The following is a 12,258-nucleotide window of genomic DNA, read 5'->3' on the forward strand; positions in this document are numbered from 1 at the left end:
TCGCGGCGGTCACGGTGTAGATCGGCGGGATGAATCAACGCTCGGTAAACGGATCGTAATGCAGAGTAAAGGACGAGCATAGACTTTACGGGCAAATGGGCTAATGGATCACTCTGAAGAGTGAAGTGGCTATTTGATCGGCTTGTCGTACTAATTCCTTCTCGATCTCGTGCGAATTTGGCGGCGCTGTCCGCACCCGAGAGAAGGAAGAAGGTGGGCGGAACATGACCGCCACCCACAGGATCGCCGCGAGTTCCGTGATCGCCGCGGTCTGCGCCGCATCGCTCGCCGGTTGCGCGACCGGCACCCCCCGGCAGGAGGCCCCCGACCCGCAGAAGCCGACGCCGGCGCAGGCGCCGAAGAGCGCGGTCCGGCTGATCGGAGACGGCTCCACCGCCTACACCGGCGCCCAGCCGCACCTGCCCAGACCCGAACGCCTGCGGCCCGGCCAGAAGCCCCCGCAGTTCGTTGTCTTCTCCTGGGACGGCGCGGGCGAGGACAGCCAGAAGCTGTTCTCCCACTTCCGCAAGGTCGCCAAGGACAACAACGCGACCATGACGTACTTCCTCAGCGGCGTGTACATGCTGCCCGACGACAAGCGCGACCGGTACCGGCCGCCGCAGCACTCCCCGGGGCGCTCCGACATCGGCTTCAACGACCGCCGCGGCATCGCCGCCACCGCGAAGCAGCTGCGCCTGGCGTGGCTGGAGGGCAACGAAATCGGCACCCACTTCAACGGCCACTTCTGCGGCAGCGGCGGCGGTGTGGGCGAGTGGTCGGTCGAGGACTGGAAGGACGAGATCTCCCAGGCCAAGCAGTTCGTGAAGACCTGGAAGACCAACACCGGCCTGAGGGACGCGTCCCCGCTGCCCTTCGACTACGACAAGGAGCTCATCGGCGCCCGCACCCCCTGCCTCGAAGGCCAGCGCAACTTCATGAAGGCGGCCCGCGACCTGGGCTTCCGCTATGACACCAGCGGCGTGAACGACCAGGTCTGGCCGAAGAAGAAGCAGGGTCTGTGGGACGTGTCCATGCAGCTCGTGCCGTTCCCCGGCCACTCCTTCGAGCAGCTCACCATGGACTACAACTTCATGGTCAACCAGTCGGGCACCAAGACCCAGGGCAACCCCGCCATGCACGACTTCTGGGGCGACCAGATGCGCGACGGCCTGCTCAAGGGCTTCTCACGGGCCTACCACGGCAACCGAGCGCCCCTGATCATCGGCAACCACTTCGAGTCCTGGAACGGCGGTACCTACATGCGGGCCGTCGAGGAGGTCATCGAGACGGTGTGCACCAAGGAGGAGGTGCGCTGCGTCTCGTTCCGGCAGCTCGTGGACTGGCTGGACGCGCAGGACCCGAAGACGCTGGAGAAGCTGCGCACCCTGCAGGTCGGCCAGGCGCCCAAGGAGGGCTGGGCGTCCTTCCTGTCGGGCCGGCCCGCCCCGGCTCCCAAGGGCGTCCCGGGGCCTCCGGCGGCCAGGGGGTAGCTCTCCGGAGTGACGCCGTCAGGCGCACGGCGCGTGAAGAAGGCCACTCCGCCGTGGGGCCGGGCCCAGGGATGCGTAGGGTCGTACTCATGAGTACAGCAGGCTCGACCGCCGATCCCCTCGCGGCCCTGGGGGCGCTGCCCGGAGTGGCCGATTCCGTGGAGTCCGTACGCAAGGCCGTGGACCGGGTCTACGGGCACCGGGTCATGCGGCGGCGCAGCAACGCGATCACCTCCGAGGCAGCCCTGCGCGGCGCCCGCGGCTCGGCCGCGCTGTCCGGCGCCGACTGGGCCCTCGAGGAGGTGCGCCGTCGTACGGACTTCAGCGGCGACGACGAGGCCCGCACCGTGGGCGCCGCGCTGCGGCTCACCGCGGAGGCGGGCCAGTTGCTGTCGATCTGGCGGCAGTCGCCCCTGCGGGTGCTGGCCCGGCTGCACCTGGTGGCGGCCGCGGACCAGGGCGACCAGGTGGGCAGGCCTCGCAAGGACGGCGAGCAGGTCGACGAGCCGCTCGTCGCACTGCCGCTGCCGAGCGCCACCGAGACGCACGGCAGACTGGACGGACTGGCCGGCCTGATCATCGCGGGCGGCTCCGCACCGGCGCTGGTGACGGCCGCCGTCGTACATGGCGAACTTCTGGCGCTGCGCCCCTTCACCTCCCACAACGGCCTGGTCGCCCGCACGGCCGAACGCGTCGTCCTGGTCGGCAGCGGCCTGGACCCGAAGTCGGTCTGTGCGGCCGAGGTAGGTCACGCCGAGCTGGGGCGCGACGCCTACCTGGAAGCCCTCGGCGGGTACGTCTCAGGTACCCCGGAAGGCGTCGCCGCCTGGATCGCACACTGCGGCAGGGCGCTCGAACTGGGGGCGCGCGAGTCGATGGCGGTGTGCGAGGCGCTGCAGCGCGGAGCGGCGTGACATCACCCGGCCGGGAAAATGATGCGGCGGCACGATTTCTCGTACCGCCGCTGGCATGAGCATCGGGTTACCAAGCGTCCTCGATATATGCCCATCAGGCCGGGAACTTTGCCCGTGACCTGGTGCGGCTGGCCCGTATTCGACGGGTCGACGTCGCGTGGGTGCCCGGTGTTCATGCTCGGTCCGTGGGGCCAAATGCGTGAAAAGGTGATCCTCTCGGATGTCCTTGGTCTCGCGGGCCGTTGAGTCCTTTGTACTCCTGCCCCGGAGCAAGCGGAAGTCCAGGCTGCACTTCTTTACTTTTGGGTTCAATTAGGGCGGCTTGTCGCCGCAGGTCAAGCGACCGTCGTACGGCGCCTGTTCGCGTACCAGACGAGTCCCGCGGTGGCCGCGGCGGCGCCTATCGCGGCGACCGCGACGAGCGCCGGGCGCGGCGGCACGGAGAACGCGGGGATGCGCTGCTTGAGTCGGACCGGGCGGTGGAAGTCCAGGACAGGCCATCCGCGCGCGAGGGCCTCGCGGCGCAGTGCCCTGTCCGGGTTCACGGCATGCGGGTTCCCGACGGATTCCAGCATCGGCACATCGGTCGCCGAGTCGCTGTAGGCGTAACAGCGGCTGAGGTCGTAACCCTCTGACTCGGCCAGTTCCCTCACGGCCTCGGCCTTGGTGGGGCCGTACGCGTAGTACTCCACCTCACCGGTGAAGCAGCCGTCGTCGCCCACGACCATGCGGGTGGCGACCACGCGGTCCGCCCCCAGCAGCTCGCCGATCGGCTCGACCACCTCGGCGCCGGATGTGGAGACGATCACGACGTCGCGGCCGGCGGTGTGGTGCTCCTCGATGAGGGAGGCGGCCTCGTCGTAGATGATCGGGTCGATCAGGTCGTGCAGCGTCTCGGCGACGATCTCCTTGACCTGTTCCACGTTCCAGCCGCGGCACAGGGCGGACAGATATGCGCGCATGCGCTCCATCTGGTCGTGGTCGGCGCCGCCGGCCAGGAAGACGAACTGGGCATATGCGGTGCGCAAGACGGCCCTGCGGTTGATCAGACCGCCTTGGTAGAACGACTTGCTGAACGTGAGCGTGCTCGACTTCGCAATGACCGTCTTGTCCAGGTCAAAGAAGGCAGCTGTGCGGGGCAACGAGTGGTTTTCCACGCCCCAGAGCATAGGGGCAGCCCATTCGGCGTAAGGTGGGGCGCGTGGGTTTGCCTGAGAAGGCTCTCGGGTACACCATGGAAGTCACGGATCGTTCGCGACCGTGCTAACCCGGCCCGACTCCTCCCCCCCCCGAGTCGGCCGTGGGGACGACCCCCGCTCTCCCCCCCGGCGGGGGTCGTCGCATGTCCGGGTGGGTTTTCTCCCCCTTCTCGCGGCCTGGATGCCGCTCGGCTGCGGCTCCGACCCAGGTCTTGTCATGCCCATGATTTGTTACGTTGGGTAGTTGCCGGGCTGCTCTGTGGCAGCCGCACAGAGGGCCGGAGCGACTCACCGGTATGGGTGACGGCGATATTCACAACCCCCGAGGCGTCCACGGTTATCCACCAAGATCCACACGATTTCCGGGATCGCTGCACCGTGATTCCAGCGCGCCCCGCTCGCGGCGAGTTCATCGCCGGTTCCGAGTACCCGGGGCGTTTGGCCGGTTTCTGTCGGCCGTTCACAGGGAGGCCGCTCGCCGGTTCTTCCCACGTTTGGGAATCGCGGGGCCGCAGGGGCCGCGCGAGCCATGCAGCGAAGGGGGATGGAAACCGTGGCCGGAACCGTCACACACGACCCGCCGCCGGGCGCCGGAGGGCGGCAGGGCGGCCCGCTGATCGTCACCGAGGACACCGAACTCCTCGACGACCTGCTGCGCCTGTGCGCGGCAGCGGGCGCCACACCCGAGGTGCACCACGGAGTGCCGGAGCGCAGGGGCAGCTGGGAGGCCGCACCGCTCGTCCTGGTCGGCGACGACGCCGCGCGGCGGGTGCGCGGGGCCGTCCGCAGAAGGGGCGTGGTGCTCGTCGGCCGGGACCAGGACGACTCCGGGGTGTGGCGGCGGGCCGTCGAGATCGGTGCCGAGCACGTCCTGATGCTGCCCGACGGCGAGCAGTGGCTGGTCGACCGGATCGCCGACGTGGCCGAGGGCGTCGGCCGGCCAGCCCTCACCGTGGGCGTCATCGGCGGCCGGGGCGGGGCCGGAGCGTCCACGCTCGCGTGTGCCCTCGCCGTCACCTCCGCGCGGGAGGGACTGCGCACCCTCCTCGTGGACGCCGATCCACTGGGTGGCGGACTTGACGTACTCCTCGGCGGTGAGACGGCCGAAGGACTGCGCTGGCCCGCGTTCGCCTCCTCGCGCGGCCGGGTCGGCGGGGCCGCCCTGGAGGAGTCGCTGCCCGAACTGCATGCGCTGCGCGTGCTCAGCTGGGACCGCGGCGACCGGATCGCGGTCCCGCCGCAGGCGGTGCGGGCGGTGCTCGCGGCGGCCCGGCGCCGGGGCGGCACCGTCGTGGTCGACCTGCCGCGCCGGATCGACGACGGCGTCGCCGAGGTCCTCACCCAGTTGGACGTGGGCGTAGTGGTGGTGCCCGCCGAGCTGCGGGCCGTCGCGGCCGCGGGCCGGGTGGCCTCCGCGGTCGGCATGGTCCTGCGGGACCTGCGGGTGGCCGTCCGCGGGCCCTACCCACCGGGGCTCGACGACCGTGAGGTGGCCCGGCTGCTCGGACTGCCCCTGGTCGGCGAGGTACCGGCAGAGCCGGGTCTGTCGCGCCCGGACGCCGCCCCGGCGCCACCGGGCGCGGCTCCCCGCGGACCGCTCGCCCGGTTCTGCAAGGAGTTCTGGGAGCGGGCGCTCGTCGAGGCGGGTACGGCATGAGCACCCTGGCCGGAATCGAGGGCGCCGCGCTGCTCGACGGGGTGCGGCGGTGGCTGGCCGAGAGCGGGGCCGATCCGACCCCCGCGCGCGTGGCGCAGGCTCTGCGGGAGCAGGGGCGGGTCCTCGGGGACGCCGAAGTCCTGGGAGCGGCCGCACAGTTGCGGTCGGAGCTGGTCGGCAGCGGGCCGCTGGAGCCGCTCCTCGCCGATCCGTCGGTGACGGACGTGCTGGTGTCGGCCCCCGACCGGGTCTGGGTGGACCGGGGTGGGGGACTGGAGCTGACGCCGGTGCGCTTCGCGGACGCGGCGGCGGTACGACGGCTCGCCCAGCGCCTCGCAGCGGTGGCCGGACGCCGCCTGGACGACGCCCGGCCCTGGGCCGACGCCCGGCTGCCCGACGGGACCCGGCTGCACGCGGTGCTGCCGCCGGTGGCCGTGGGCTGCGCCTGCCTGTCACTGCGGGTCGTACGACCGCGTGCCTTCACGCTCGGCGAGCTGGTCGCGGCGGGCACGGTGCCGCCGGGCGGGGACCGCATACTGCGCGCCCTGCTCGACGCGCGGCTGTCCTTCCTCGTCAGCGGAGGCACGGGCACGGGCAAGACCACGCTGCTGAGTGCCCTGCTGGGGCTGGTGGGACCGGACGAACGGATCGTCCTCGCCGAGGACTCGGCGGAACTGCGGCCCGACCATCCGCACGTCGTGCGGCTGGAGACCAGACCCGCCAACCAGGAGGGCGCGGGCCTCGTGACGCTGGAGGACCTGGTGCGCCAGGCCCTGCGGATGCGGCCGGACCGACTGGTCGTGGGCGAGGTGCGCGGGCCCGAAGTGGTGCATCTGCTGGCCGCGTTGAACACCGGCCACGAGGGCGGCTGCGGAACGGTGCACGCCAACGCCGCCGCCGATGTACCGGCCCGGCTGGAGGCGCTCGGCACGGCAGCCGGGCTCGACCGGGCCGCGCTGCACAGCCAGTTGGCGGCCGCCCTCTCCGTGGTGCTGCACCTGGTGCGCGACCGGGCCGGGCGGCGGCGGATCGCCGAGGTGCACGTGCTGGAGCGGGACCCCTCGGGCCTGGTGCGGACGGTGCCGGCGCTGCGGTGGGGAGCGGAGGCCTTCGTGCGTGAGCGGGGGTGGGAGCGGCTGCGGGGGCTGCTTCGGGGCGGGGCGAGCGGGAGCGGACCGGGTGAGGCCGGCGTGGAGGGGGCGGGTCATGACGGGGGTGCCTGAGATGTCGATGGGTGCGGCCGTGGCGTGCGTGGGGGCGGCTGTCTGGCTGCTGGGTGAGCGTCAGGAGGCTGCGCGGCGGGCGCGGCTGCTGCTCGCGAGCGGCGAAGCCGCGGGGAGCGGGCCGCCCGGGTGGCGGCGGACGGCCGGTGAACTGCGGCACGTCCGTGGGCGGCTGCGGCCCGAGTGGTGGTCACCGGTGGCCGGGCTGGTCCTGGCGGTGCTCGGCGCGTCGGTCCTGCCGGCCGTCCTGGGTGCGGCCGGGGTGCCGTTGCTGCGGCGGGTCCGGCTGGCCGGCCGGGCGCGGCGGGACAGGGAGCGCCGGGCCGACGCGGTGGTCGCCTTGTGCGGAGCGCTCGCCGGTGAGGTGCGGGCCGGACGCCAGCCGGGTGAGGCGCTGTTGCGGGCCGCCCGGGACTGCGGCGGACTCGCGGACGCGCAGGCGACGGTGCTGGCGGCGGCCCGGTTCGGCGGTGACGTGCCGGACGCGCTCGCTGCGGCGGCCCGGCAGCCGGGTGCCGAGGGGCTGCGGGGACTGGCGGCGTGCTGGCGGGTCGCCGTGGACCAGGGTGCCGGGCTCGCCGCCGGACTCGACCGGCTGGCCGCCGCTCTGCGCGCCGAACGGGACCAGCGGTCCGATCTGCGGGCCCAGTTGGCGGGGGCACGGGCCACGGCGGTGATGCTCGCCGGGCTGCCCGCCCTGGGGCTGCTCATCGGCACCGCCCTCGGGGCCGATCCCCTGCACGTCCTGCTGCACACCGGGGCGGGGCTGGGCTGCCTGGCGGCAGGCGGGGTGCTGGAGGGCCTGGGGCTGTGGTGGGTGCAGCGGATCGTGCGGGGCGCGGAGGAGGCGCCATGAGCAGCGGAGAAGTTGTCCACAGGCTGGGGGTGGCCTTGGGGATCGTGCTGGCCTGCGGATGGCCGGCACGGTGGGTGGTGGAGGCGCGACGCCGCCGGAGGATGCGCCGGCGCCTGGCCGGGCTGCCGGGGGTTCGGGAAGCGGCTGTTCCCGTCCCACGGCGGGCATGGCGCGGGGCCGTGCGGACGTGGCTGGCCCCTGTGGGCGTGGCCTGCGCCGGATGGGTGCTTGCCGGAGGCCTCACCGGCGCTGCGGTGGGACTGGTGGGCGCGGTGGGCTTGTGGCGGTGGCGGCTCAGGCAGGAGACGGCCGGCGCGGACCCTGGGGCACCCGACCTCGCCGAGGCTGCGCGCCAACTGCCCTTGGCCGCCGACCTGCTGGCCGCCTGCATCGCGGCGGGCGCCGGCCCGGTGATCGCCGCGCAGGCGGTGGGTGAGGCCTTGGGCGGCCCTGTCGGCGATGCGCTCGCCCGGGGTTCGGCGGAGGTACGGCTGGGCGGCGAACCGGGCTCGGCCTGGCGGACGTTGGCTGCCGTCCCGGGTGCCGGAGGTCTGGCCCGGCTGCTGGAACGGGCCGATGTGTCCGGACTGCCCGCCGCGGTACCGGTCGCGCGGCTCGCCGCGGAGGCCCGGGCCGACTGGGGCCGTGCCGCGACGGCTCGGGCCCGGCGGGCGGGCGTGATGGTCAGTGCGCCGGTCGGGCTGTGCTTCCTGCCCGCGTTCATCGCGGTCGGCGTGCTGCCCGTGGTGATCGGCCTCGCGGGCGGCGTGCTCGGAGGGGGTGGTGGATGACGCGGCGACCGACCGGAAGCAGTGAGCAGTGAGCAACAGGAGTTCGGACTCTTTCCCACGGGGGTTGAGATGTATCAGACGGTACGGGCACGGCTGTGTGCCCTGGTGTGCGGGATGCGTGCGGCGCGGAGGGACGCGGGGATGGTGACCTCCGAGTACGCGATGGGAATCGTCGCGGCGGTGGCGTTCGCGGTGGTGCTCTACAAGGTCGTCACGAGCGGCCCGGTCAGCGCGGAGCTGCAGAACATCGTGAAGGAAGCCCTCAATGCGCGGATGTGAGCGGGGCGCGGACCGGGGGTTCGTCACGGCGGAGTCGGCCGTGGTGCTGCCCGTTCTGGTGATGTTCGCGATGGCGCTGGTGTGGGGGCTGCTGGTCGTGGCCGCGCAGATCCAGTGCGTGGACGCGGCGCGGACGGGCGCGCGTGCGGCGGCCCGGCAGGACCCGCCCGGGGCGGTCGTGAAGCTGACCCGCGAGGCGGCGCCGCCGGGCGCGAAGGTGACCGTCAGCCGGGACGCGGAGCACGTCCGGGTGGTTGTCGTGGCCGAGCCGCCGGTGCTGCGCGGTCTGTCCTTCGCCGTGCGTGAGGAGGCCGTGGCGTCGGCCGAGGAGGCGGTGGGGCCGTGAGACGGGGCCGAAGGAATGCCGAGGGGGGCCGGGCATCGGCCGCTGTCCGGTGCGCCGGCTCGGGCCGGGGTTCCGTCGACGCCGAGCAGGGCGTTCGGGGGTTCGTCCCGGGCCGGGGGCCCGTCGGCGTCCGGAGGGTCGGCTCGGGCCGTGGGTCCACAGCCATCCGGAGCGTCCGCCCGGACCGAGGGTCCGCCAGCGTCTGGAGTGTCGGGGTGATCGCCGTCCTGTGCGTGGTGTTCGGTGTCGTTCTCGCGCTCGGCCAGGCCGTCGTCATCCGCCATCGTGCGGCGGGCGGTGCGGATCTCGCGGCGCTCGCCGCGGCGGACCACTGGGCGGAGGGTGGCACGGCTGCCTGTGCCCGGGCCGGCCGGGTGGCCCGGGCACAGGGCGTGCGGCTCGTGCGGTGTGAGGTCGCCGGGGAGATCTCGGACGTGACGGCGGCGTCGGGTCGCGGGCCCTTCACCGCGGAGGTCAGGGCCCGGGCGGGGCCTCCGACGGGTCTGCTGGATCCTCCGGAGCCTGCTCAGGTGCCTCGTCCGCCGTCTCCTTCTCCTCGGGAGCCCCCTCCAGCAGCACCGTGAGGAGCCGCACGGCCCCCCTCTTGTGCAGCGGGTCGTTGCCGTTGCCGCACTTGGGGGACTGGATGCAGGACGGGCAGCCGGCATCGCACTCACAGGAGGCGATGGCCTGGCGGGTGGCGGTCAGCCAGGTGCGGGCGGTGTGGAAGGCACGCTCCGCGAAGCCCGCGCCACCCGGATGGCCGTCGTAGACGAAGACCGTGGGCAGGAGCGTGTCGGGGTGGAGCGGGATCGACACGCCGCCGATGTCCCAGCGGTCGCAGGTCGCGAAGAGGGGCAGCAGACCGATCGACGCGTGTTCGGCGGCGTGCAGGGAGCCGCCGAGGATCTCCGGGTTGATCCGGGCCCGGTCCAGCTGGTCCTCGGTGACGGTCCACCACACGGCGCGGGTGCGCAGTGTACGGGGAGGGAGGTCGAGTTTGGTCTCACCGAGCACTTCACCGGTGATGAGCCGTCTGCGGAGGTAGGAGACGACCTGGTTGGTGACCTCGACGGAGCCGAAGCAGAGGCGGCCGTCACCCCAGGGGATCTCGACGTCCGTCTCCAGGACGGAGATCGACGTCGTGTCGCGGGCGACCGTGGAGTAGGGCGGCGCGGCCTCCTCGACGAGGGCGACGGAGTCCTCCAGGTCCAGCGACCGCACCAGGTACGTGCGGCCCTGGTGGAGGTGGACCGCCCCCTCGTGCACCGTCGAGTGCGCGGCGCCGGCGTCGACCGTGCCGAGCAGCCGGCCCGTGCCGGTCTCGACGACCTGGACCGGGCGTCCCCCCTCACCGCGGATGTCGGTCAGGTCGGCGGCGCGTTCGCGGCGGGTCCAGTGCCAGGCCCGGGTGCGGCGGCGCAGCAGCTTCGCTGCCTCCAGCTGTGGCAGGAGGCCCTCGCCCGCCGGGCCGAACAGGTCGAGGTCCTCGTCCGTCAGGGGCAGCTCGGCGGCGGCCGCGCACAGGTGCGGGGCCAGCACGTAGGGGTTGTCCGGGTCGAGGACGGTCGATTCGACGGGCTGGTCGAACAGGGCCTCGGGGTGGTGGACGAGGAAGGTGTCCAGCGGGTCGTCGCGGGCCACCAGGACGGCCAGGGCGCCCTGCCCGGACCGTCCGGCCCGGCCCGCCTGCTGCCACAGGGAGGCGCGTGTGCCCGGGTAGCCGGCGATGACGACCGCGTCGAGGCCGGAGATGTCGATGCCGAGTTCGAGGGCGTTCGTCGCGGCGAGGCCCAGGAGTTCACCCGAATGGAGGGCCTGTTCGAGAGCGCGGCGCTCCTCGGGGAGATAGCCGCCCCGGTACGCCGCGACACGCCCGGCCAGCGACCGGTCGACCTCGGCCAGACGCTCCTGGGAGATGACCGAGATCAGTTCGGCGCCGCGCCGGGAGCGGACGAAGGCGACCGAGCGCACGCCCTGCACGGTGAGGTCGGTGAGCAGGTCGGCGGCCTCGGCGGTGGCCGTGCGGCGAACGGGGGCGCCCTTCTCGCCGTGCAGCTCGGTCAGCGGCGGTTCCCAGAGGGCGAAGACCAGTTCGCCGCGCGGGGAGGCGTCGTCGGACACCTCCAGCACCGGCACACCCGTCAGCCGGCGGGCTGCCACCGCGGGCTCGGCGGCGGTCGCGGAGGCCAGCAGGAACACGGGCGACGCGCCGTAGCGGGCGCACAGCCGGCGCAGCCTGCGCAGCACCTGTGCCACGTGCGAGCCGAAGACACCCCGGTAGGTGTGGCACTCGTCGATGACGACGTACTTCAGCGACTTCAGGAAGGAGGACCAGCGGGGGTGGGACGGCAGGATGCCGCGGTGCAGCATGTCCGGGTTGGTCAGGACGTAGTTGCCGTACTGGCGGATCCACTCGCGTTCCTCGAACGGAGTATCGCCGTCGTACACGGCAGCGCGGACGGAATGACCCAGCGGATGTGAAAGTTCCTTCACGGAACGGCACTGGTCCGCCGCGAGAGCCTTGGTGGGAGCCAGGTAGAGGGTGGTCGCGCCGCGGCCGTTCGGAGCCTCCGCGCCCTCCACGAGGGCGGACAGGACCGGCACGAGGTAGGCCAGGGACTTGCCGGAGGCCGTGCCGGTGGCGACGACGACCGAATCGCCGTCCAGGGCGTGCTCGGCGGCGCGTGCCTGGTGGGCCCAGGGATGCTCGATGCCCGCGGCTCGCACGGCCGCGACGACCTCCGCGCGGATCCGGTCCGGCCAGACGGCATGCCGACCCTCACGTGGGGGCAAGTGCTCCGTATGAGTAATGCGCGAAGCCCTGCCCGGACCGGACGCGAGCCGGTCCAGGACCGCATCCGGCGCGGGTCGGGGGGCGGGGTCCGTCCGGGTTCGATCGGATCGGTGATTCTTGGCCATCGGCACCGAGTGTGTCACTGGCGTGACGGACAATGGAGCCAAGGCGTCGTGCACGCCTGCCGGTAAGTGATTGAATGCCATCGCGGCTGGCGAAGCGTCCAGGGGCTGAAGCCGAATGCCCCTAGGGCGACCGCTCGATAGCAAGGTGCTGGAGGATCCGTGGACCTGTCCCTGTCGACCGAGACCATGGGCGATCGCACGATCGTCAGGGTCGGTGGCGAAATCGACGTATATACCGCGCCCAAGCTGCGCGAGCAGTTGGTCGAGCTGGTGAACGACGGCAGTTTCCACCTTGTCGTCGACATGGAGGGCGTGGACTTCCTCGACTCCACCGGACTCGGCGTACTGGTCGGCGGCCTGAAGCGCGTGCGTGCCCATGAGGGCTCCCTGCGCCTGGTCTGCAACCAGGAGCGCATTCTGAAGATTTTCCGTATCACAGGCCTCACCAAGGTGTTCCCGATTCACACCTCGGTCGAGGAAGCGGTTGCGGCCACCGACTGACACCGGACCCGGGCCATGCGCCCGGGCCGGCCGTCGTTCGGCAGAAGTGAAGACCGAGGGGGCCCGGGCTTTCGGCGGCC

12 protein-coding genes are annotated in these 12,258 nt (G+C 72.6%); 10 read left to right on the plus strand and 2 right to left on the minus strand.

The genetic code is table 11. From position 1 onward, the window contains the following. Positions 1-224 precede the first annotated feature (224 nt). Both A4E84_RS22385 and A4E84_RS22390 read left to right on the plus strand, forming a co-directional pair. A complete protein-coding gene (locus tag A4E84_RS22385) occupies positions 225-1,490 on the plus strand; it encodes a polysaccharide deacetylase family protein (RefSeq protein ID WP_062928297.1) in 1,266 nt (421 codons plus the stop codon). Between the two features lie 89 nt (positions 1,491-1,579). Continuing rightward, positions 1,580-2,404 carry a Fic family protein gene (locus tag A4E84_RS22390; protein WP_062928298.1) on the plus strand — a complete coding sequence of 275 codons (825 nt, stop codon included), beginning with the start codon at positions 1,580-1,582 and terminating at the stop codon, positions 2,402-2,404. Positions 2,405-2,739: 335 nt separating this feature from the next. Here A4E84_RS22390 and A4E84_RS22395 read toward each other — a convergent pair whose 3' ends face one another. Further along, positions 2,740-3,573 carry an HAD family hydrolase gene (locus A4E84_RS22395; RefSeq protein ID WP_062928299.1) on the minus strand — a complete coding sequence of 278 codons (834 nt, stop codon included), beginning with the start codon at positions 3,571-3,573 and terminating at the stop codon, positions 2,740-2,742. A gap of 574 nt (positions 3,574-4,147) precedes the next feature. Between A4E84_RS22395 and ssd the strand changes: the two genes are divergently transcribed. The 7 genes from ssd to A4E84_RS41080 all read left to right on the plus strand — a co-directional run bounded on the left by ssd (position 4,148) and on the right by A4E84_RS41080 (position 9,339). Then, on the plus strand, positions 4,148-5,260 hold the full coding sequence (ssd, locus tag A4E84_RS22400) for a septum site-determining protein Ssd (RefSeq protein ID WP_062928300.1): 1,113 nt from the start codon (positions 4,148-4,150) through the stop codon (positions 5,258-5,260). Continuing rightward, complete coding sequence (locus A4E84_RS22405) at positions 5,257-6,483, plus strand: TadA family conjugal transfer-associated ATPase (RefSeq protein ID WP_062928301.1); 1,227 nt, start codon at positions 5,257-5,259, stop codon at positions 6,481-6,483. Before ssd ends, A4E84_RS22405 begins: the two co-directional genes overlap by 4 nt. Continuing rightward, positions 6,467-7,339 carry a type II secretion system F family protein gene (locus tag A4E84_RS22410; protein WP_062928302.1) on the plus strand — a complete coding sequence of 291 codons (873 nt, stop codon included), beginning with the start codon at positions 6,467-6,469 and terminating at the stop codon, positions 7,337-7,339. The genes A4E84_RS22405 and A4E84_RS22410 overlap by 17 nt, the downstream gene beginning before the upstream one ends. After that, a complete protein-coding gene (locus tag A4E84_RS22415; protein ID WP_062928303.1) occupies positions 7,336-8,130 on the plus strand; it encodes a type II secretion system F family protein in 795 nt (264 codons plus the stop codon). The genes A4E84_RS22410 and A4E84_RS22415 overlap by 4 nt, the downstream gene beginning before the upstream one ends. Before the next feature lie 69 nt (positions 8,131-8,199). Further along, positions 8,200-8,409: a DUF4244 domain-containing protein gene (locus tag A4E84_RS22420; protein ID WP_062931560.1), complete on the plus strand. Its 210-nt coding sequence runs from the start codon at positions 8,200-8,202 to the stop codon at positions 8,407-8,409. Next, positions 8,396-8,755 carry a TadE family type IV pilus minor pilin gene (locus A4E84_RS22425; protein ID WP_062928304.1) on the plus strand — a complete coding sequence of 120 codons (360 nt, stop codon included), beginning with the start codon at positions 8,396-8,398 and terminating at the stop codon, positions 8,753-8,755. Before A4E84_RS22420 ends, A4E84_RS22425 begins: the two co-directional genes overlap by 14 nt. A 164-nt stretch (positions 8,756-8,919) precedes the next feature. Then, the gene (locus tag A4E84_RS41080; protein WP_079129390.1) at positions 8,920-9,339 is read left to right on the plus strand and encodes an Rv3654c family TadE-like protein; all 420 of its coding nucleotides are present in this window, start codon (positions 8,920-8,922) and stop codon (positions 9,337-9,339) included. Here the strand turns inward: A4E84_RS41080 and A4E84_RS22430 are convergent. Next, complete coding sequence (locus A4E84_RS22430; protein ID WP_079129074.1) at positions 9,230-11,758, minus strand: DEAD/DEAH box helicase; 2,529 nt, start codon at positions 11,756-11,758, stop codon at positions 9,230-9,232. The two genes, A4E84_RS41080 and A4E84_RS22430, sit on opposite strands and share 110 nt — an antisense overlap. A 78-nt stretch (positions 11,759-11,836) precedes the next feature. Here A4E84_RS22430 and bldG point away from each other — a divergent pair, with 78 nt between their 5' ends. Then, positions 11,837-12,178, plus strand: coding sequence for an anti-sigma factor antagonist BldG (gene bldG / locus A4E84_RS22435; RefSeq protein ID WP_003991900.1), 342 nt, complete (start codon positions 11,837-11,839; stop codon positions 12,176-12,178). Positions 12,179-12,258 lie beyond the last annotated feature (80 nt).

It is taken from the genome of Streptomyces qaidamensis, from assembly GCF_001611795.1.
Taxonomy (GTDB): Bacteria; Actinomycetota; Actinomycetes; order Streptomycetales; family Streptomycetaceae; genus Streptomyces; species Streptomyces qaidamensis.

What these genes read in the sequence shown, in the direction of transcription:
- A4E84_RS22385 (WP_062928297.1), top strand. Translation starts at nt 225, where the DNA reads ATGACCGCCACCCACAGGATCGCCGCGAGTTCCGTGATCGCCGCGGTC.
- A4E84_RS22390 (WP_062928298.1), top strand. Translation starts at nt 1,580, where the DNA reads ATGAGTACAGCAGGCTCGACCGCCGATCCCCTCGCGGCCCTGGGGGCG.
- A4E84_RS22395 (WP_062928299.1), bottom strand. Translation starts at nt 3,573, where the DNA reads ATGCTCTGGGGCGTGGAAAACCACTCGTTGCCCCGCACAGCTGCCTTC.
- ssd (WP_062928300.1), top strand. Translation starts at nt 4,148, where the DNA reads ATGGAAACCGTGGCCGGAACCGTCACACACGACCCGCCGCCGGGCGCC.
- A4E84_RS22405 (WP_062928301.1), top strand. Translation starts at nt 5,257, where the DNA reads ATGAGCACCCTGGCCGGAATCGAGGGCGCCGCGCTGCTCGACGGGGTG.
- A4E84_RS22410 (WP_062928302.1), top strand. Translation starts at nt 6,467, where the DNA reads ATGACGGGGGTGCCTGAGATGTCGATGGGTGCGGCCGTGGCGTGCGTG.
- A4E84_RS22415 (WP_062928303.1), top strand. Translation starts at nt 7,336, where the DNA reads ATGAGCAGCGGAGAAGTTGTCCACAGGCTGGGGGTGGCCTTGGGGATC.
- A4E84_RS22420 (WP_062931560.1), top strand. Translation starts at nt 8,200, where the DNA reads ATGTATCAGACGGTACGGGCACGGCTGTGTGCCCTGGTGTGCGGGATG.
- A4E84_RS22425 (WP_062928304.1), top strand. Translation starts at nt 8,396, where the DNA reads ATGCGCGGATGTGAGCGGGGCGCGGACCGGGGGTTCGTCACGGCGGAG.
- A4E84_RS22430 (WP_079129074.1), bottom strand. Translation starts at nt 11,758, where the DNA reads ATGGCATTCAATCACTTACCGGCAGGCGTGCACGACGCCTTGGCTCCA.